The organism is Kitasatospora sp. NPDC101235 (genome assembly GCF_044767505.1).
Classification (GTDB): Bacteria; Actinomycetota; Actinomycetes; order Streptomycetales; family Streptomycetaceae; genus Kitasatospora.
On sequence record NZ_JBIWNZ010000007.1, the window covers coordinates 274,353 to 293,701 of the forward strand.

The following is a 19,349-nucleotide window of genomic DNA, read 5'->3' on the forward strand; positions in this document are numbered from 1 at the left end:
CCCGCCGCCGGCGGTGCCGCCATCGGGCGCCGGGCGGTGGGCGATCCACCCCTTCACCTGTACTGAACGATTCGAAACCGGTCGGAGCCTCCCGTGATCCTGTCGGGTCCCTCACCCATGCCCGAACCCGAGTACCACCAGCTTGGCCAGGCCGTCCGTGACGGCGGCAGCGGCTGCATCGATGTCCTGTCCCCGCCGCCCGGGGCCGATCCCGAGGACTGCCTCTACGTCGCCCTGCACGTCGACGGCGCCGCTTGGGTTCGGCGTCACGGTGTCAGCACCGTGCTGGAGCCCGGGGACCTGTTGATCGGTGCCGACCGGCACCCGTCCGGCCTGTTGCGGGACGCCGAGTGCCGGATGGTCGAGTTCCGTGTCCCCTGCTTCTACCTGGGCGGCGTGCGTCAGGGCGACGTGCGGCGCACGGGCGGTTTGGTGGCGCGGGGGAGCGAGGGCGTCGGTTCGCTCGCCTCGCAGTTCCTGCGGACCCTGGCGGCCCAGGCCCGGGCGCACCGGGCCCGGCCGGGCAACCACCTGGCGCGCAGTGTCTCCGACATCGTCGCGATCCTGGTGAGCGAGCTGCTGGAGCGGGAGGGCCCGGAGCGTGCGGGCGGTTCGGCGGAGCTGCTGGCGCGGATCCGTGCCCACATCGAGGAGAACCTGGCTGATCCGGACCTCGCGCCCGAAGCGATCGCCCGGTCGCAGCACATCTCGGTGCGGTACCTGCACAAGCTCTTCCAGCAGGACGGGACGACGGTGGGCCAGTGGGTGCGGCAGCGACGCCTGGATGCCTGCCGTCGGGAGCTGGAGCGTCCGTCCCGCCGGCAGACCAGTGTCTCCGCCGTCGCGCACCGGTGGGGCTTCGTCAGCCACTCCCACTTCAGCCGGGCGTTCCGCGGCGCCTACGGGGTGTCGCCCCGCGAGTGGCAGGCCTACGCCGCACAGAGCGAGAGCCGCACCCCCTCCTGAACCCGCCTCCTCCGTCCTGTTGCGTCCGGCCGTCCGGCGCCATCCGAAAGGCCGCCATGTCCTGCACCAGGCCCACCGTCGTGCTCGTCCACGACGGCTGCTCCGATGCCAGCACCTGGTTCGGTGTCGTCGCCGAACTCCACTGGCGCGGCCTGACGGTCCTCGCCGTCGCGAACCCGCTGCGCGGACTGGCCCACGACGCCGCCTACCTGGCCTCCGTCGTCGCGGACATCGGCGGCCCCGTCGTCCTGGTCGGCCACTCCTACGGGGGTGCGGTGATCACGGAGGCCGGGGGCGCCCCGAACGTCGTCGCGCTGGTCTACGTGGCCGCCTACCTCCCCGACGTGGGGGAGAGCCACGACGCGCTCGCGAGCCGCTTCGCCCCCTCGCCGCTCATCCCGCGGCTGCGGCGCACGGAGTTCACCACCGGTGGCACCGACCGGGCGACGGAGCTCACCGTGCCCGCGGACTGCTTCCGGCCGCTCGTGGCCGCCGACCTCGACGCGGAGGTGGCGCAGGTGCTGGCAGCGCTCCAACGTCCGGCCGCCGAGCGGGTGTTGACCGACACCCTCACGGCGGCGGCCTGGCGCAGCAAGCCCTCGTGGGCCCTGGTGACCGGTGCCGACCAGGCGCTGCCGCCGTCGATCCAGCGCTTCACGGCCGAGCGGGCCGGCGCCACCGTCCTCGAACTGCCCGACGCCTCCCACAGCGTGGCGGTCTCCCGGCCGACCGCCGTCGCGGAACTCATCCACGATGCCACCAAGTCATGCCTCGTGCGGTCGATGAGTCTCCCGATCTGAGAAACCGCACTGATGAACAACGAGACGGTCATCGTGGGGAGGCCGAGGGTGTCCGGCCGGCACACCGGACCGAGACACCAGGGCAGGCGTCGCGTTGCCGAGCCCTTCCGATCAGGCCAGGAGCGAGGAGTTGTCCGATCCCACCCCCCTGCCCGAGCGGCGTCCGGTGCTCGACCGGGCGCTCCAGGAGTTCCTGGACTCCCGAGCCGGCCGGTCCGCGACGGAACCGCCGGACCTCTCCTTCCTCGCCGACGACGACGCTCCGGACGACGGGTCGAGCGACGGGCCGGCCTGCGGCGAGTTCGAGGAGCACGACGACCCCTGCGGCATCGAGTCGGAGTGGCTCGCCCTGTCCTGCGGACCGACCGAGCGGGTGCACGTCCAGGTGACCAGACCCGTCGGCACCGCCGTGCCCAGCCCCGTGGTGCTGTTCCTGCCCGGCCTCGGCTGGTCGCTCGGCGACGCCGCCTGCTACGCCCGGTTGATCCGGGAGTTCGCGTTGGGCACCGACGCCGCCGTCGTGTACGTGGACTACGCCCGGGCCCCCGGGGCGCGCTACCCGGTGGCCGTCGAGCAGTGCCACGCCGTGGCCCGCTGGATCCATGAGCACGGCCACGAGATCGGACTGGCGGGGGACCGGATCGCCGTCGTCGGCGACTCCGCGGGAGCCAACCTGGTGGCGGCACTGACCCTGCCGGCCCGGGAGCGTGGCGGTGTGCCGCTGGCGCACCAGGTGCTGCTGTACCCGGTCACCGACGCCGACTTCGACACCCCCTCCTACCACCGCTACGCGACCGGCTACTTCCTGCACCGCGAGCACATGCGCCGGTTCTGGGACGACTACCTGCCCGAGTCGAAGCGTCGGAACGAGGCGACGGCCGCGCCGCTGCGCGCCTCGCTGGACCAGCTCGCCGGGCTGCCCCCGGCCCTGGTGGTCACCGCCGAGGCCGACGTGCTGCGGGACGAGGGCGAGGCCTACGCCGCCAGGCTCCGGGCGGCCGGGGTTCCGGTGGTGGCGACGCGTTACCAGGGGGTGATGCACGGCTTCCTGCTCGTCGACGGGCTCCATCCCACGGGCACCACCCGGGCCGCGCTGATCCAGGTCGTGGACACCGTGCACATGGCGCTGCACCGCCGGCCCTGGTGAGGCCGGGCGACGCGGCGCGGGCGTCGATGGAGGTGGAGTTCTCCTGGCCGACGGTGATGAACGGCATGGGATTTCCCTGTCCTCCGGACCGCGCGTGGGCTGCGATGGGCCAACGCCAGGGTCGATCGCTGGTGGCTGATCGTCTGTGAGAGCACCCTGTGTCGTCCGAGAGCGCTACGGATGGGCGCACCTGCGGGGTCTGCGCGAACGGCAGGGGAGCCCTTCCGCTCGGGTGCGCGGACCGACCGCTGGCAGTGCGTCGTCGGAACAGGCCCCGGCTCGTGCGTTCCTAGGCTGGTGACCAGCGCCGGGACACCGGAGCCGAGGGCGATCCCCCAGTCCGAGCAGGCGCATTGCCGCGGTCGGGCCCAAGTCCGCGAACCCGTCGGACCTCCGGCGTGGCGCGGGCGCTCCAACGAACTCAGCAATCCGAAGGACTCAGTGATGACGACGAACGACATGCCCACCGTCGTGCTGGTGCACGGTGCTTTCGCCGATGCCTCCAGCTTCGCCCGGGTCATCCCGGAGCTGCTGGCCGACGGCCTGGAGGTCGTGGCGCCGGCCGTGCCGAACCGCAGCCTGATCGGGGACTCCGCCTACATCGCGTCGGTGGTCCGGCGGATTCCCGGGCCGGTGGTGCTGGTCGGCCACTCGTACGGTGGTGCGGTGATCACCGTGGCGGGCGCCGAGGAGAACGTCAAGGGACTGGTGTACCTGGCGGGTTACGCGCTGGAGGAGGGGGAGAGCCTGGGCGAGCTGCAGGGCGGCTTCCCCGACTCCGACCTCGCCTCCGCCCTGGTGTACAGCCCCTTCCCGCTGGAGGACGGGAGCGGTGAGGGTACCGACGTCTCGGTGGAGGTCGACCGTCTTCCGGCGGTCTTCGCGGCCGACGTCGACCCGGAGCTCGCCCGGGTCCTCGCCGTCACCCAGCGTCCGCTGGCCGCAGCGGCGTTCGGCGAGGCCGCGCCCAGCGCCGCATGGAAGACCAAGCCGTCCTGGGCGATCGTCGCCAGTGCCGACCGGACCCTCAACCCCGACGTCCAGCGGTTCGGCTACCAGCGCGCCGGGGCCACCGCCGTCGAGGTCGACTCCTCGCACCTGGTCATGCTCTCCCACCCGAAGTGCGTCGCCGACGTGATCCGCGAGGCCGTCCGGTCCGTGGCCAACTGACCACCCCCGCAAGGTGACCGCGGGCCGGGCCTGTTTCGTCGGCAGGCCCGGATCCGCTCAGTGCCGGGCCCGTTCGTCGGCGGGCCCGGCACTTTTCGTGTCGCTCACAGGCCCGTCGAGCCGGTGCACAGCTGGCTCCGCGAGCAGAGCTTCGCCCTCATGTCCCTGCGGCGACGAAGCCGAACTGATCGACTGGAACGCCGAACCGCGCAGGTTCGTGCTTCGCTCCCTTCGTCGTCGTCTCATCAACTCCCACCCTGTCCCCAGCACTTCGGACTTCATGGCGCCGAACGGGCTCGGGTCCCTGGAAGGTTTCCCTTCCGGGGACCCGAGCCCGTTGTGTCGTGTCCTGTTTCAGTTGTGGTGCAGGGCGAGGCGGGTGGCGAGGCCGCCGCCCACGCCGGCGACGACGGCCGCGGGCAGCCACCACAGTGGCCACTGCGCCAGCCCGAGGGCCCCGTCGATCGACCACTGTCCGGGGCCGGTGGCGGTGAGTGCCGCGCCGATGACGATCAGGACGAACGGGAACTCGTACCCGTCGTGCTGCACCCACAGCCCGTGCGGCCATTTGACCGTCAGGGCGACGGTCATCACTCCCATGACGCCTGCGCCGGCCAGTGGGGTGAGCAGGCCGGCGGCGAGCATCAGCCCGGCTCCGAGCTGGGTGGTGCCGGCGGCGATTGCGGTGAGTTTGCCGCCGCGGAATCCGTCGCCCCGGAACTCGGCGCTGCCGCCCTCCAGTCCGCCGCCACCGAGGTGGAAGCTGACTTTCTGGACGCCGTGGCCTGCGATCAGCAGGCCGGCGACCAGGCGCAGCAGGAGAAGGCCAGTGTTCATGTCGGGCTCCGTCGGGTCGGTCAGCCGGCGGCGTGCGGGTTGATCATGGACTGGGCGTAGACGAGGCCCATGCCGTAGGCGCCGCCGTGCTCCTTGACGAGCTCGGTGACGGGGACGTAGGTCTCGGTGCGGGCCCAGTCGCGCTGGAGCTCCAGGAGGACCTGGATCCAGGTGACGGGGACGGCGCCGGCGGCGGTCATGCGCTGGAGGGCGTGCTCGTGGGCGGACGGGGTGACGCCGCCGGAGGCGTCGGCGACGACGTAGACCTCGTAGCCCTGGTCGAGTGCGGACAGGGCGGGCAGGACGAGGCAGACCTCGGTCCACAGGCCGGAGAGGATGATCTTCTTGCGGCCGGTGGCCTTGACGGCGGCGACCAGGGCCTCGTCCTCCCAGGCGTTCATCGAGGTGCGGTCGATGATCTCCTGGTCGGGGAAGACGGCCTTCAGCTGGGGCAGGATCGGGCCGGAGAAGGACTCGGCGGCGACGGTGGACAGCACGGTCGGCACGTTGAAGATCTTGGCGGCCTTGGCCAGGCCCTCGGTGGCGTTGATGATGGCGGTGCGGTCGCCGCTGCCGGTGCCGAAGAACATCTGCGGCTGGTGGTCGACGAACAGCATCATCGCGTTGTCGGGGGTGAGCAGGTCCGGGCTCGGGGCGGCGTGGACGTTGGCGAAGTCGACCATGATGGTTCTCTTTCCTGGGAATGCAGGGAACGACACAGGGAAGTGACACTGCGTCAGACGCCCGCCGGATCGGCTCGGCGTCACGTTCGACGACACTAGTCCGCGATGGTCCGACCGTTCTGCCCGCTCTGCGCCCGGGACTGTCCCGACAACGCACGGCCGGCCGGTGGAACCGGGTCGACGGACCGCAGTGCGCTGCGGGGCAACCGGTCATGCGCTGCGAAGTCCTTCGCGCGTCGTCGGCTTCCTAGGTTTCGCTGGGCGGCCCTCCCGGGCCGCGACCAGTCAGCGGAAAGGCGGCAACCCCAAGTGCAGTTCGGGATATTCAGCGTCGGCGACGTGACGGTCGACCCGACCACAGGACGGGCACCGACCGAGGGCGAGCGCATCAAGGCGATCCTGGCCATCGCGCTCAAGGCCGAGGAGGTCGGACTCGATGTCTTCGCCATGGGCGAGCACCACAACCCGCCGTTCGTTCCGTCGTCGCCGACGACGGTGCTCGGTTGGATCGCCGCGCAGACCGAGCGGATCATCCTGTCCACCGCGACCACGCTGATCACCACCAACGACCCGGTGAAGATCGCCGAGGACTACGCGATGTTGCAGCACGTCGCCGACGGTCGCGTCGACCTGATGCTCGGGCGCGGGAACACCGGCCCGGTCTACCCGTGGTTCGGCCAGGACATCCGCCAGGGCATCCCGCTCGCGGTGGAGAACTACGCGCTGCTGCACCGGTTGTGGCGCGAGGACGTGGTCGACTGGGAAGGCCGCTTCCGTACCCCGCTGCAGGCCTTCACCTCCACCCCGCGCCCGCTGGACGGCGTTCCGCCGTTCGTCTGGCACGGCTCGATCCGCAGCCCCGAGATCGCCGAGCAGGCCGCGTACTACGGCGACGGCTTCTTCCACAACAACATCTTCTGGCCCCAGGAGCACACCCGGCGGATGGTCGAGCTCTACCGGAGCCGCTTCGCCCACCACGGCCACGGCACGCCCGAGCAGGCGATCGTCGGCCTCGGCGGACAGGTGTTCATGCGCAGGAACTCCCAGGACGCGGTGCGCGAGTTCCGTCCGTACTTCGACAACGCGCCGGTGTACGGGCACGGGCCCTCGCTGGAGGAGTTCACCGAGCAGACCCCGCTGACCGTGGGCAGCCCGCAGGAGGTCATCGAGCGCACCCTCGGCTTCCGCGAGGCCGTCGGCGACTACCAGCGCCAGCTGTTCCTGATGGACCACGCCGGCCTGCCCCTGAAGACGGTGCTGGAGCAGCTCGACATCCTCGGCGAGGAGGTCGTGCCCGTCCTCCGCAAGGAGTTCGCCGCCGGCCGGCCCGCGACCGTTCCCGACGCCCCCACCCACGCCACCCTCCGGGACCACGTTCCCGCGACCTCCTGACCAGGACGGAGTCCCCCATGGAACCGACCTCACCGATCACGCTCGCCGTGGTCTCGGGCGGGCTCAGCCAGCCCTCGTCCACCCGCCTGCTGGCGGACCGCCTCACCGACGCGGCCTCCGCGCGGCTGGCCCGCGACGGCCGCGACGTCCGGGTGCGCCTGCACGAACTGCGCCCGCTGGCGACCCCCATCTCGCACCACCTGCTCTCCGGCTTCCCGTCGCAGGCGCTGGGCGACGCGCTGGAGGAGGTGACCACGGCGGACGCGCTGATCGCCGTGTCCCCGATCTTCTCCGCCTCCTACAGCGGCCTGTTCAAGTCGTTCTTCGACCTGCTCGACCCCGGCGCCCTGGCGGGCAAGCCGGTGCTGATCGGCGCGACGGGCGGCACCGCACGCCACTCCCTGGCCCTGGAGCACGCGCTCCGCCCGCTCTTCTCGTACCAGCGCGCCCTCGTCGCTCCGACCGCCGTCTTCGCGGCCTCCGAGGACTGGGGCGGCACGGGCGACACGCACACCGACAGCCTGCCGGGGCGGATCGACCGAGCCGGGGGAGAACTCGCGGCGCTGGTCCTCGCGGCCCTGGCGAATCCGCGGCCCGCGGACAGGCCGGCAGTGACTCCCTCCGCGCTCGGCTTCCACTGACCGCGCGCACACCCTCGACCCCTCGCCGAACGCCACCGAACGAAGCGAACTCTGTTGTCCACCATGCCTGTTGCCGGAATCCGCCCCGGCGCCGCCGACCAGCCCGCCGTGCGTATCTCCTCCGCGCGGGCATCTGCCTCACCGGCTCTACCGGAAGTGAGGCCATCACGTCAGCGACGGCGGGAGCGGGGGACGCTCCGAGGCCCTTGGAGCGGCCTGTCCCGGGGCGAGGACGGCGAGACCGCCCTGCCGGGCCCGAGGGGTCCGGCAGCGGCGATGGTCTGACGGAACGGGCCGGCCGGTCCGAGTGGACTGGCCGGCCCGTTCCGCCGGGGCTCTGCTCCCGGGGGCGGTGCTAGTTGTTCCTGAGCAGGCGGGCGGTGAGGAGGTTCGGGTCCTGCTGGGTCAGGTACGCGGCGTCCGCGACCCAGACGCGGTCGCCCCGGACGGCCACGGAGGTGGGGTTCTGCAGTCCGTCCGCGTGGTCGAGCACGATGGTGTGGGTGCCGTTGTCGGCGACCAGGGCGATCTGGTTGCTGCTGTTGAGGGCGGCCAGGACCTGGTTGCCGCGGCCGGTGAAGGCGAAGTCGTCGATGCCGGACAGGCCGGTGGCGGCGACCTGGGTCGGGCCGGCGGTGCCGTCGGGCCGGATCGGGATGCGCAGCAGGGTGCCGTTGTCGAGGTTGCTGACCCAGACCGCCCGGTCGCGGATCTTGATGCCGTTGGCGCCGAGGAAGCCGCCCGGCTGGAGGTCGGCGCCGGTCGCCCACCGGACGGCGGTGCCGCCGCCGGCGGAGATGCGCCAGACGGTCCCGAGGACGGAGTCCGCGGCGTACAGGAAGCCGGTGCGCTCGTCGCGGGCGAGGCCGTTGGGCAGGGCGTCGGCGGGCAGGGCGGCGATGCGCTGGGGCGTGCCGCCGGGGGCCAGCCGCCAGATGCCGGTGAGGTCGGCGGTCCCGGTCGCGTAGGCGAAGTAGAGGACGCCGTTGTCGTCGCGCACGATGCCGCCGAGGAACGGGGACTTCAGCACCGGAGTGGCCGCATCCGCTGCCGGGGCGGGCAGGGTGGCGAGGATGCGGACGGCGCCGTGGCAGTCGATCTCGGCGACCTGGCGGGAGAAGGCGAAGGTCACGACGGTGTTGCCGTTCGGCAGCACGGTGAGGTTCTCCGGCTGCCGGCCCTGGGCGAGGTCGAGGTGTGCGACCACCTGGGGTGCGGCCAGCGGGAGAGTCGAAGCGTGGGCGGGAACGGTGAGGACGCCCGCCGCCACCGCGGTGAGAGCTACCGCGGAGGCCTGGAGCAGGGTGGAGATGCGCATGGTGTCGTTCCTTCAGGAGCGAGAGGTACGGGATCGCGGTCGGGTGTGGCGCGGCGCCGAGCTCGGGATCCCGACCGCGCACGCGGCGCACCTCGCGGACGAGGTCCGCGACCCCGCAGCAGGGGCGGAGGTCGGCCGGGGGCCACGATCCGGCGACACGTCACCCTAAGGACGCGCCACTCCTCGTACTTGCGTCTCAGCGCACGGACCCTGGTCCCGTGGGGAAACGGAGAGCAGGACCGTGCGGCGAGAGGCATGGCGGCAGGCGTTCCCGTCCTCATCCGATGCAACGTCAGACAGCCGGCTGTGGGACGCGTGCGCGGGCAGGGGACGCCGGGTGCGCCGTCGGGAAAGCCGGAACACGTGACGTTCCTAGGCTCGACATCGATTCCGAGACCGACTTCGATGGAGCACGCCGTGATTGACGCAGGCAGGGCCGGTGGACGGCCGGTCCTGGAGCCGGAGGCGCAGGCCTTGGTGGAGGCGACGGCGAACCCGCCGTACCTGTTCGAGCTGGGGCCCGTCGAGGGCCGCAAGGCGGTGGACGAGGTCCAGTCCGGGGAGATCGCCAAGCCGGACGTCGACGAGGAGTGGGTCACCGTCCCCGGCGGTCCCACCGGCGGCGTCAAGGCGCGCATCGTCAAGCCCGTCGGCGCCACCGGCCTCCTGCCCGTCATCGTCTACCTTCACGGCGCCGGCTGGGTGTTCGGCAACGCTCGCACCCACGACCGCCTGGTGCGCGAGCTCGCCGTCGGTACGCGTGCCGCCGTGGTCTTCCCCGAGTACGACCTCTCGCCCGAGGCCCGGTACCCGGTCGCGATCGAGCAGAACTGGACCGTTTCTCGCTGGGTCGTCACCGAAGGTGCGGGCAGGGGCTTGGACGCCACCCGCATTGCCGTCGCGGGTGACAGCGTGGGCGGCAACATGACCGCCGCGCTCACGCTGATGGCCAAGGCGCGCGGAGGCGTCCCGCTGGTGTACCAGGTGCTGTTCTACCCCGTGACGTGCGCCGGCTTCGACACCCCGTCGTACCACCGGTTCGCGGAGGGCTACTTCCTGCGCCGCGACGCCATGCAGTGGTTCTGGGACCAGTACACCACCGACCCCGACCAGCGCGCCGAGATCACCGCCTCTCCGCTGCGCGCGAGCGTCGAGCAGCTGAAGGACCTGCCTCCGGCGCTGGTCGTCACCGGCGAGGCCGACGTCCTGCGCGACGAGGGCGAGGCGTACGCCGACAAGCTCCGCCGTGCGGGGGTTCCGGTCACCGCGGTGCGGTTCCAGGGGATCATCCACGACTTCGTGATGCTCAATGCCCTGCGGTCCACGCAGGCCGCCCAGGAAGCCATCACCCTTGCCGTGCAGACCCTGCGCGAGGCCCTGCATCAGGCCTGAACCCCCGCTGCATCACTGCGGATTCCCGGTGGCCGGCCACCCGTCACGGTGGTGCGCCGCCATGGCGTGGGCGACGGTCGGCTCCCGGGTGAGCAGCTTGCGGGCGTCGGTCTCGAAGGCGTGGTCGGTGCCGGTGTAGCGCCCGTGGTGCTGGGCGCAGTGTTCCGACCAGGACGTCACGGTGAACGTCTCGACGAACTGCTCCGGCCTGGCGGCGTCCCGGTACAGGCCCCAGGTGACGGCGCCCGTCCGGCGCCGGGAGGACTCCACCTTCCGCATCGCCGCGACGAACGCCTGTGCCTGCTCCGCCCGCACCTGGTAGGTCACGGTCACCAGGACCGGCCCGTCCTGCGGCGCGGGCTCGACGGCCAGCCGGGGTTCGGGCCACGCCTCGGAGAGCGTCGGATCGGCCTGGCCGCCGAGCAGGGGCAGCCGTCGCAGCGACAGCACCCCGCCGAGGAGGAACAGCGCCGCCAGGAGCATCGCCACGGACACGCCGGCGTGCTGCGCCACCTGTCCCCACACCAGCGAACCGATGGCGTTGCCGCCCTGGAAGACGAGCAGGTAGAAGGCCGAGCCGCGGGCCCGCACCCAGGCCGGCAGGGCGACTTGCAGGCTGGCGTTCAAGGTGGACAGCGCCGTGATCCACGCCGCTCCTGTCAGGACCAGGGCCAGGAAGGCCGCCGGCACGCTCGTGCTGACGGCCAGGGTCACCAGCGCGCCCGCGAAGACGGCCCCGGCGAGCGCCAGCGCGCCGTCGCCGCCGACCCGTCGCGACAGCACCGGCAGCACCGCCGCTCCCGCGACCGCTCCCAGTCCCACGGCGCCCAGGAGGAGACCGTATCCGGCCGCACCGAGACCGAGGGACTCGTGGGCGGACACCGGCAGCAGCGCCCACAGGGCGGAGGCGCCGGGCACGAACAGGGCGCTGCGCAGCAGGATCCGGCGGATCCGGGGCGCGCTGCGCACGTACCGGCCGCCGGCGCGCAGGGCCGCGATCAGGTGCTCGCGCTCCTGACCCGGCCGCGGAGCTCGCGCCTCGCCGCCCGGCCGCCACGTCGCCAGCACGGCCAGGATCGCGAGGAAGGACGCGGCGTTGACGGCGAAGGTCCAGCCGACCCCGAGGGCGGCGACGAGGGCCCCGCCGAGGGCCGGGCCGACGGCGCGCGCCAGGTTCATGTTCACGGCCCCCAGCGCCGCGGCCTGGCGCAACTCCTCCCGTGGGACGAGCGACGGCTGCACCGCCTGCCAGGCCGGGCCGTTGAGCGCGTTCCCGCAGCCCAGGAGGAGGGTGAGGGCCAGCAGCGTCCAGGGCCCGAGCCGGTCCGCGAAGGCCAGCGCGGCCAGCACCGCGGCCACCAGTGCCATGGCGGCCTGCATCACCAGCAGCAGGCGGCGCCGGTCCACGAGATCCGCGAGGACCCCGGCCGGCAGGGCGAGGAAGAGCACCGGCAGGCCTGCCGCGAGCTGGACCAGGGACACCTGGGCCGCGCCGTGTCCGACCAGCAGCCACTGCGCACCGACGGTCTGCATCCAGCTGCCGACGTTCGAGGTGAACTGGGCCAGCCAGAGGTCGCGGAAGACGCGCCGGCGCAGCGGCGACCAGGCCGAACCGCTCGCGGTGCCGGCCTGCCCGCCGTCGGTCCCGGTCATCGACGCACCACCTGCTCGCCTCATCGCACCTCGTGGACCGGAAGCCCGACGACGCGACGGTACGGGGGGCGGTCGACGTCGTCGGGCGGTCCACAGGAGAGTCCCTCGCTCCCTGCCCCAGGAACGCTAGGACCGAACCGCGCGGCGGGCTTGACCGTCAGCGCCCACCGTTGTGCCGATCCTGCACGCCTGCGGAGGCGCGACGCCGAACGTGCCGGCTCAGGCGCGTCAGTCGGCGTGGCCGGATTCGCCTGTCACTTCCGAGAGGGCGTCCCGGAGCTGGGCCCGGGACTTGACCCCGAGCTTCGGGAAGATCTTGTGGAGGTGGTACCCGACCGTGCGTGGCGAGAGGTAGAGCCGTGAGGCGATGTCCCGGTTGGTGAGTCCCTGTGCCGCCAACTCGGTGATCTGCAGTTCCTGTGGCGTCAGATCGGCCTTCGCCGCCGGCTCGGAGCCCTGGGGGACGGAGGCACCTGCGGCGCGCAGTTCCGCCGTGGCGCGGTCGGCCCACGGGCGGGCGCCGAGGCGCCGGAACGTCTCCAGCGCGGCGCTCAGCAGCCGGCGTGCCTCGGCCGAGCGCCGCCGGCGTCGCAGCCACTCGCCGAAGTCGAGCTGGGCGAGGGCGTGTTCGAAGGGCCACCGGCCACCTGCGGGATCGGCCAGGGCGGAGCGGAAGTGCTGCTCGGCGGCCTCGTCGGTCTCGCTGACCAGGGCCGCGGCGCGACGCACGATGGTGTGCACGCGGGGCGACAGGTCGTCGCCGAGCGTGCGTTGTGTCGCCTCCAGCACGGTGCGGGCGTCGTCGATCCGCCCGGCCCGGACCGCTGCGGCGGCGAGATCGGCCAGGTAGTAGACAGAGGCGTGGTAGTGAACCGGGGTCGGCTGGTAGTCGTGGGTGAACGTGTTGCGGAGCTCCGCATAGGCGCCCTCGTGGTCGCCCTCCACCGTCTTGGCCATGCCCAGCGCGTAGTGGTAGCGGGCCGGCAGATTGCGGACCTTGCGCAGATCCACCCCGCGCAACGCGTCCTGGGCCCGGGCGCAGGCGGCCTCGTAGTCGCCCCGGAAGGCGCCGAGGGTGGCCTGCAGGATGAGGGAACTGAAGGTGACGTTGTCCGCCCCGGCCTCGGTGGCCATCCAGTACGCGTCCTCGGTCGTGGCCAGCGCCGCCGTCCAGGCGCCCGACTCGCAGTGCGCGAAGGCCAGGGCCTGCGCGACGGTGGCGTTCGCGCCGGCGGTGCCCGCACGTCGCAGGAGGTCCATCGTGCGGCCCAGCAGCCGAGCCGCCTCGTCCGTCTCGTCGAGTACCCAGGCCGCGCCGCCGAGCATGGTCAGTTCGGAGAGCGAGTCCGGCGACGCGACCGTCAGAGCCCGGTGGAACAGGTCGAGGGCCTGACGGCGGTTGCCGTGCGGCCGGACGGCCGCCTGGATCCATGCCCGGTCGGTGAGGTCCCCTTCCTCGTCGATCAGATCCCCGATGCGCAGCAGCTCGTCGCCGTAGAACGGGTCGCCCGTGTAGTAGGCGAAGGTCGCGGCGGTGCCGAGGGCGGTGACGGCGAGCGGCGGTGCGACGTCGGCCATGGACTCGCCGACGGACATCAGGGCTGTCAGCGCCTCCTGGTGTCGCAAGGTCAGGCCGAGGGCCCATCCCCCCAGGTACTTGGCCTCGGCCTGGGCGACCGGGTCCTGCGTCAGGCCGTCGATGCGAGTCGTGAGCTCTCCCACCCATTGCGGGTGCCCTGCGTGAAGCCCCGACTTCGCCGCGGCCAGCAGGCGCCGTGCGCGCAGCTCGGGGTCGGAGGTGAGCTCCGCCGCACGTTCCAGGGCGGCCACCGCGGCCGCGTAGCCGCCCCGACTGCGGGCCCGCTCTGCGCTCGCGGCCAGCGCATCGGCCACGGTGTCGTCCTGACCGGTGGTCGCGGCAGCCAGGTGCCAGGCCCGGCGGTCGGGTTCGGCCTCGAACGCCACCGCCAGGGCCAGGTGCGCTTCACGGCGTTCGGCGAAGGCCGCCGCCTGGTAGACGGCGGAACGCACCAGCGGGTGGCGCAGCAACACCTGCCCGCCGTCGATCCGGAGGAGTCCGGCGCGCTCGGCCGGTAGCAGGGCCGCGATCATGTCGCGCCCGGAGGCTGCCCTCAGGATGTCCGCGAGTTGCGTCGTTCCGGCGGCCGCGACCAGGAGCAGCGCGGTGCGGGTGTCCTGCGGCAGGTCCGGGAGCTCGGCGGCGAACAGGTCCTCCAGCCGGCGGGTGAGCGGCAGCGTCTGAGCCGCGCCCAGGTGGCCCGTTCCCTTGGCGACGGCCCGGGACAGCTCGATGAGCGCGAGGGGGTTGCCGGTCGCTTCCTGGAGCACCTGTGCCCGGGCCCGTCCGGTCGGCGGGGCCGGCTGGGCGTCCAGCAGCAGCCCGGCGTCCGCGCGGGCCAGGGGACCGGCGACGAGGTGGGGGAAGTCGCGGTCGAACCGACCGGGCACGGACGCCTCACGGGAGGCCAGCAACATGACGGCGGCCTCCCCGTCGAGCCTGCGGGCGACGAAGGCCAGGATGTCCAGGGATCCGTGGTCCAGCCACTGGATGTCGTCGACCACGAGCAGCAGAGGCTGCCGGGCGGCCGCCTCGGTGATGAGCGTGACCACGCCGACGCACAGGTGCAGCGGATCGGCGGGCGCCTCTTCTCCCTCTTCGCTGTCGAGCGCGAAGGCGGAGCGCAGGGCCGCGCGTTGCCGCTCCGGCAGCTCGTCGAGGCCTGCCAGCAGCGGGCGGAGCAGCTGGTGCAGCCCGGCGAGCGCGAGCCCGCTCTCCCCCTCACTGCCCCGGACGTGCAGGGTGTGCAGTCCCCGGGCGCTGCCTTGCTCGGCGGCCCACTCGATCAGGGTGCTCTTCCCCGCGCCGGGCTCCCCGGTCAGGACCAGCACGTGGGAGCCCTCGCCCTGTACGGCATCGAGAAGGCTGCCGATCCGGGCCAGCTCCGACTCGCGTCCGAAGATCGCCGAGGCGGCCGACCCGCTCGTGCCCGTGTTCACCATTGCTTCCTGTTCTGCCAGGTCAGGGCTTCGTCGCTCCGACGCGGTCAGGCCATCCTGCCAGCCTCCGAGCGTGGCGCTTGGCGGCCGACGCACCGACCCTGACGTCCGCCGGGGCCCGCCCGGCGTCCGCCGTCGAGCGATGACCGGTCATTTGACAGAAGCGTGACGGACCCCGCCCCGAGCAAGATCGACAACGTGGGAGAAGTGCCGCGGTGGCCGCGGCGGGCAGTGTGGAGTGCAACGATGACGATCACGGAGACGGCCTGGGACGCTCCGGAGGAATCCGAGGGGCGAACGGCCTCCGCCCACGGCGCCGGCGCGCTGTTCGGGCGCGGCGCCGACGTGGAGCGCCTGCGTCGCTGCGTACAGCAGGAGCCCGGTACGCCGGGGGCTCTCGTGCTCGTCGGCGAGGAGGGCATCGGAAAGTCGCGGCTCCTGCGTACGGCCTGTGAGCAGGCGGCCGGAGCCGGCGGCCTGGTGCTGACGGCTCAGGGCTGGGCGCCGGAGCGCGAGGTCCCGTACGGGCTGCTCCGCCACCTGCTCGCCCCGTTGACGGACCGGATACCGACGCTGGGCGAGCCTCACCAGCAGGCACTCCTCGCCGCGTTCGCCGCCGGGCCCGGTGCCACCGTGCCGTCCGGGGCGGACGTGTCGGCCGGCACGGCGGCGCTGCTGGACCGCCTGTGCCACCCCGGCAGCGACTCTCCTGCGGGCCGGGTCCTCATCGCGGTCGACGACGCCCACGCCTGCGACCGCCCCACCCTGGAGCTGCTGGGGGCGCTCGTCCGCCGCACGGAGGGCAGCCGGGTGTCGCTCCTGCTCGCCTCGCGGGACTGCGAGGTCCTGCTGGGCCTGCCTGCCGATGCCGAGGTGTGGCACGTCGCGCCGCTTTCGCTGCGTTCGTCGGCGGACCTGCTGGACTCGGTGCCCGGCGCCCCCGTCGGGCGCACCCGCCTGGAGGTGCTGGAGGAAGCCGAGGGCAATCCGTCCGCCCTGCTGGAGCTGTGCCGCCGACGGGCTTCCGGCGCCGATCCGGCCCTGGCCCGTGAGCGCACCCCCCGCCTGCAGAACCTCCGGACCAGGTTCGACGCCCTGATCGGTCCGCTGCCCGCCCGGACGCGCAGGGCCCTCGTGTACGCCGCCGTGGCGCTGCCCGGCGACGACGCGGCTGCCGTGATGGCCGCACTGGACACCTCCGACCTGCGAATCTGGGCCCCCGCCGAAGAGGCCGGAATGGTTGCTCTGATCGACGGCCACATCGTCTTCCGGCACCCGCTGGCCCGGGTCGCCGCGTCCACCGGGCAGCCTGCCGCGCTCCTGACCCGTGCCCACCGGGATCTCGCCGAGCGGGCGAGCGCCCGCCCGCTCGACCGGGCACGGCACCTGGTGGCTGCCGCAGTGGTCCCGGACGCCTCGCTCATCGAGGACCTGCGCGCGGCGGCCGGGCATTCGACGGACGACTTCACGCTCGCGCGGGCCCTGGAGGACGCCGCTCGGGTCAGCACCAGCGTGGACGAGCGGGCGCGTCTGCTCGCCGGGGCCCTGGACGCGGCTGTCGCCGTCGGGGACCTGGACTGGGTCCGCTGCCTCCACGCACGCTTCCTGAGCGTCAACAGCGACCCCCGACTCGCTCGCGAGGCCGCCCTGGCCGCGGCGACCGCCCTGTCGCACTCCTCCCGGCAGAAGGAGGCGTTCGACCTCCTGCTGGACAGCGCGGACCGGCACCCGTCGGTCGGTGCCGCGGTCGACGCAAGGTCGGCGACACTGGCAGCGGCGATCGCCGAGCAGTCCGGCCTGGTGGAGCACCGCGATCGGCTCTCGGAGCTGGTCGCCGGCCTCCGCGAATCCGGCCTCCGCGAATCCGGGCCCGGACCGGACGGCCGGACGGGCACCGGCCCGGCTGGTGCCGACTCGCCCGGACCGACCGGCGTGCTCGCGGGATTCGTGCAGGGCGTGGCGACCCAACCGAGAAGTGCACGGCGAGTCGCCGAAGGCCCCGATGCCCTTGTGGGAAGCGGCCCCCTGGACGGACGTGACCAGCTGACCAGGCGCCTCGCCATCGGTTCGGTCGCCTACCTCTCCGACGAGCCGGACGTCGCCCTGGAGCACTACCGCGCCGCCGACACCTACCTGCGCGGGCGGCGGGCCTTCGGCCTGAGGGCCTGGCACATGGCCCCCCTGCTGGACACACTCCTGGCGACCGGCCAGTGGTCGGAGGTGTCCGCCCGGGTGGAGGAGGCGACGGACAAGGCGGCGGTGCTGCGCCTGACGCGTCCCCAGGCCGACCTGGAAGCCTTCGACCTGTCCCTGCGCGCACTGCGCGGGACCGCACCCGCAAGCCTGCCCGCCTGGCCGGCGGTCCCGTTCGACGGGCACGAGAACGCCGCCACCCGGGCCCGGCTCGTGCGGGCCGGCGCCCTGGTCGCGATGTCCCACGGGGAGTGGGCCGACGCCTACCGCCGGCTCCGGACCCTGTTCGCCGAGGACGGCGCTCCGCTGCACCCGTTCCTCTCCTCGCGCTGCATCGCGGAGCTCGCGCTGGCCGCCCACCGGGCCGGCACGAACGAGGAGGCGGCGGCGGTCCTCGCGCAGGTGCGGTCGGCGCACGGGGAGCGGCCGACGGCCCGGATGACGCTCCTGCTGCACCACGCCACGGCTCTGGTGGAGCCCGGCGCCGATCCCGAGCACCACTTCCGCCTCGCACTGGTGAACGCGGAGGGCGAGCGCTGGCCGGTCGAGCGTGCGCAGGCCCGACTCAGCTACGCGATCTGGCTGCGCCGCGCCAGGCGTCCCTCGGAGGCCCGGCAGCAGCTCGTCGCGGCGCTCGACACCGCCGATGCCCTCGGCTCCCGGCCGCTGGCCTCCGCGATCCGCCAGGAACTGCGCGCCAGCGGTGTGGCGAACAACGCCGGCTCCGCCGCCGACTCCGCCACCCTGGGCCGGTTGACCGCTCAGCAGCAGCAGATCGTCCGCATGGCCGCGCAAGGCCTCTCGAACCGTGAGATCGGTGAACAGCTCTTCCTCTCGCCCCGTACCGTGGGCACGCACCTGTACAACGTCTATCCCAAACTCGGAGTCAGCAGCCGGCACCAACTCCGCGATCTGCTGCAGAGCACGTAGAACGGTGCCCCTGATGGTGCAGTGCTGGTACGTATGCGGTGACGCCGGAATGCAGCAGCCACGGACGAGCCGTGTCGACGGACCCGAGCGAGAGACGAGGCGTCGTGGAGCCTGACGCCTGGCCCGACGAGGGCCTGCTCCCGCCTCCCCCGATCACACTGGATCCGGTCGTGGCGCGGCTGGTCGCGGCTTCGGCCACGCCGCCCGGGCTCGACGACCTCGGTCCGGTCACCGGACGCCAGGCCCTGTCGGAAGCCCAGGGCGACCTGGTCGAGGACTGCGACGTCGAAGCCCACTTCCGGGTGGCGCCGGTGGGGCCCTGCGGGCTCGTCGGATTCTGGACCTTCCGCCCGGTCGGCGTCGAGGTGCCCCTGCCCGCCCTGCTCTACGTCCACGGAGGACGCTGGATGCTCGGCGACGCCCACACCCACGCGCGTCTGATCACCGAACTGGTCAAGGGCGCCGGTGCGGTGGCCGTCGTCCCCGAGTACAGCCGTACGCCCGAGGCGCGCTATCCCGTGGCGCTGGAGGAGTGCTATGCCCTGCTGGGCTGGATGACGGCTCACGCGGAGTCGCTGGGCGTCGTACCGGAGCGCATCGCCGTGGCGGGCGACTGCGCCGGTGCCACCCTCGCCACCGCCGTCACCATGCTCGCCAAGACCCGGGGCGGCCCTTCCATCCGGGCCCAGCTCCTCTACTATCCGCTCGTGGACCCCGTGTGCGACACGGAGTCGCAGCACCGCTTCGGTTCCGGCTACCTGCTCAGCCGGGAGGCCCTGCGGCGGTACTGGCAGGAGTACCTCGGCCCACCCGAGAACTGGGACCAGCCGACCGCCAGTCCGCTGCGAGCCGACTCCGACATGCTCGCCGGGCTGCCGCCGGCGCTGATCGTCACCGCCGAGGCGGACGTCACCCGGGACGAGGCCGAGGAGTACGCGGCCCGACTGCGTGCCGCCGGAGTCCGGGCGACGGCCGTACGGTTCCTCGGCACCGTGCACGACTTCGTGTCGCTGAACGCGCTGCGTGACAGCCCGCCCTCCCGTGCGGCACTGCGGCAGGGCGGCAGCTTCCTGCGGGCACACCTGGCCTGAGCAGGCCGGCGCCGCGTAGGTGGACCAGTCACTCGACTCATGCGCCCGCCCCCACCGCACCGGCATCCTGGCACCATGGCAGCTCGAATCCCCTCACACACGGAGGACGGCAGTCTCT

Annotated in this window: 14 protein-coding genes; 9 read left to right on the plus strand and 5 right to left on the minus strand. The window is 73.0% G+C overall.

Features of this window, described 5'->3' with window-relative positions:
* Positions 1–117: 117 nt before the first annotated feature.
* From ACIRRH_RS15090 to ACIRRH_RS15105, 4 genes are all read left to right on the plus strand, one after another.
* The gene (locus ACIRRH_RS15090; RefSeq protein WP_403066694.1) at positions 118–966 is read left to right on the plus strand and encodes a helix-turn-helix domain-containing protein; all 849 of its coding nucleotides are present in this window, start codon (positions 118–120) and stop codon (positions 964–966) included.
* 56 nt (positions 967–1,022) lie between these two features.
* Positions 1,023–1,766 (plus strand): alpha/beta fold hydrolase, encoded by a 744-nt coding sequence (locus ACIRRH_RS15095; RefSeq protein ID WP_403066696.1) that lies wholly within the window; start codon positions 1,023–1,025, stop codon positions 1,764–1,766.
* A gap of 130 nt (positions 1,767–1,896) precedes the next feature.
* On the plus strand, positions 1,897–2,913 hold the full coding sequence (locus tag ACIRRH_RS15100) for an alpha/beta hydrolase (RefSeq protein WP_403066698.1): 1,017 nt from the start codon (positions 1,897–1,899) through the stop codon (positions 2,911–2,913).
* Between the two features lie 444 nt (positions 2,914–3,357).
* Positions 3,358–4,083, plus strand: coding sequence for an alpha/beta fold hydrolase (locus ACIRRH_RS15105; protein ID WP_403066700.1), 726 nt, complete (start codon positions 3,358–3,360; stop codon positions 4,081–4,083).
* Between the two features lie 354 nt (positions 4,084–4,437).
* Here ACIRRH_RS15105 and ACIRRH_RS15110 read toward each other — a convergent pair whose 3' ends face one another.
* Together ACIRRH_RS15110 and ACIRRH_RS15115 are read right to left on the minus strand one after the other, a co-directional pair.
* Complete coding sequence (locus ACIRRH_RS15110; RefSeq protein ID WP_403066702.1) at positions 4,438–4,920, minus strand: DoxX family protein; 483 nt, start codon at positions 4,918–4,920, stop codon at positions 4,438–4,440.
* A gap of 20 nt (positions 4,921–4,940) precedes the next feature.
* Entirely contained in the window at positions 4,941–5,603 is a 663-nt protein-coding gene (locus ACIRRH_RS15115; protein WP_403066704.1) for a hydrolase, read from the minus strand.
* Between the two features lie 309 nt (positions 5,604–5,912).
* Between ACIRRH_RS15115 and ACIRRH_RS15120 the strand changes: the two genes are divergently transcribed.
* Complete coding sequence (locus ACIRRH_RS15120; RefSeq protein WP_403066706.1) at positions 5,913–6,995, plus strand: LLM class flavin-dependent oxidoreductase; 1,083 nt, start codon at positions 5,913–5,915, stop codon at positions 6,993–6,995.
* Between the two features lie 17 nt (positions 6,996–7,012).
* Positions 7,013–7,636 (plus strand): FMN reductase, encoded by a 624-nt coding sequence (locus ACIRRH_RS15125; protein WP_403066708.1) that lies wholly within the window; start codon positions 7,013–7,015, stop codon positions 7,634–7,636.
* Positions 7,637–7,991: 355 nt separating this feature from the next.
* Here ACIRRH_RS15125 and ACIRRH_RS15130 read toward each other — a convergent pair whose 3' ends face one another.
* The gene (locus ACIRRH_RS15130; protein ID WP_403066710.1) at positions 7,992–8,954 is read right to left on the minus strand and encodes a hypothetical protein; all 963 of its coding nucleotides are present in this window, start codon (positions 8,952–8,954) and stop codon (positions 7,992–7,994) included.
* Between the two features lie 420 nt (positions 8,955–9,374).
* Here ACIRRH_RS15130 and ACIRRH_RS15135 point away from each other — a divergent pair, with 420 nt between their 5' ends.
* Entirely contained in the window at positions 9,375–10,346 is a 972-nt protein-coding gene (locus ACIRRH_RS15135) for an alpha/beta hydrolase (protein ID WP_403066843.1), read from the plus strand.
* A gap of 12 nt (positions 10,347–10,358) precedes the next feature.
* Here the strand turns inward: ACIRRH_RS15135 and ACIRRH_RS15140 are convergent, their stop codons facing one another.
* Together ACIRRH_RS15140 and ACIRRH_RS15145 are read right to left on the minus strand one after the other, a co-directional pair.
* Positions 10,359–11,999 (minus strand): MFS transporter, encoded by a 1,641-nt coding sequence (locus ACIRRH_RS15140; RefSeq protein WP_403066712.1) that lies wholly within the window; start codon positions 11,997–11,999, stop codon positions 10,359–10,361.
* Between the two features lie 228 nt (positions 12,000–12,227).
* On the minus strand, positions 12,228–15,020 hold the full coding sequence (locus tag ACIRRH_RS15145) for an ATP-binding protein (RefSeq protein WP_403066714.1): 2,793 nt from the start codon (positions 15,018–15,020) through the stop codon (positions 12,228–12,230).
* A 243-nt stretch (positions 15,021–15,263) separates the two neighbouring features.
* Between ACIRRH_RS15145 and ACIRRH_RS15150 the strand changes: the two genes are divergently transcribed.
* The gene (locus ACIRRH_RS15150) at positions 15,264–18,140 is read left to right on the plus strand and encodes an AAA family ATPase (RefSeq protein WP_403066716.1); all 2,877 of its coding nucleotides are present in this window, start codon (positions 15,264–15,266) and stop codon (positions 18,138–18,140) included.
* A 104-nt stretch (positions 18,141–18,244) separates the two neighbouring features.
* Positions 18,245–19,231, plus strand: coding sequence for an alpha/beta hydrolase (locus ACIRRH_RS15155; protein ID WP_403066718.1), 987 nt, complete (start codon positions 18,245–18,247; stop codon positions 19,229–19,231).
* Positions 19,232–19,349 lie beyond the last annotated feature (118 nt).

What these genes read in the sequence shown, in the direction of transcription:
- ACIRRH_RS15090 (WP_403066694.1), top strand. Translation starts at nt 118, where the DNA reads ATGCCCGAACCCGAGTACCACCAGCTTGGCCAGGCCGTCCGTGACGGC.
- ACIRRH_RS15095 (WP_403066696.1), top strand. Translation starts at nt 1,023, where the DNA reads ATGTCCTGCACCAGGCCCACCGTCGTGCTCGTCCACGACGGCTGCTCC.
- ACIRRH_RS15105 (WP_403066700.1), top strand. Translation starts at nt 3,358, where the DNA reads ATGACGACGAACGACATGCCCACCGTCGTGCTGGTGCACGGTGCTTTC.
- ACIRRH_RS15110 (WP_403066702.1), bottom strand. Translation starts at nt 4,920, where the DNA reads ATGAACACTGGCCTTCTCCTGCTGCGCCTGGTCGCCGGCCTGCTGATC.
- ACIRRH_RS15115 (WP_403066704.1), bottom strand. Translation starts at nt 5,603, where the DNA reads ATGGTCGACTTCGCCAACGTCCACGCCGCCCCGAGCCCGGACCTGCTC.
- ACIRRH_RS15125 (WP_403066708.1), top strand. Translation starts at nt 7,013, where the DNA reads ATGGAACCGACCTCACCGATCACGCTCGCCGTGGTCTCGGGCGGGCTC.
- ACIRRH_RS15130 (WP_403066710.1), bottom strand. Translation starts at nt 8,954, where the DNA reads ATGCGCATCTCCACCCTGCTCCAGGCCTCCGCGGTAGCTCTCACCGCG.
- ACIRRH_RS15140 (WP_403066712.1), bottom strand. Translation starts at nt 11,999, where the DNA reads ATGACCGGGACCGACGGCGGGCAGGCCGGCACCGCGAGCGGTTCGGCC.
- ACIRRH_RS15145 (WP_403066714.1), bottom strand. Translation starts at nt 15,020, where the DNA reads ATGGTGAACACGGGCACGAGCGGGTCGGCCGCCTCGGCGATCTTCGGA.
- ACIRRH_RS15150 (WP_403066716.1), top strand. Translation starts at nt 15,264, where the DNA reads ATGACGATCACGGAGACGGCCTGGGACGCTCCGGAGGAATCCGAGGGG.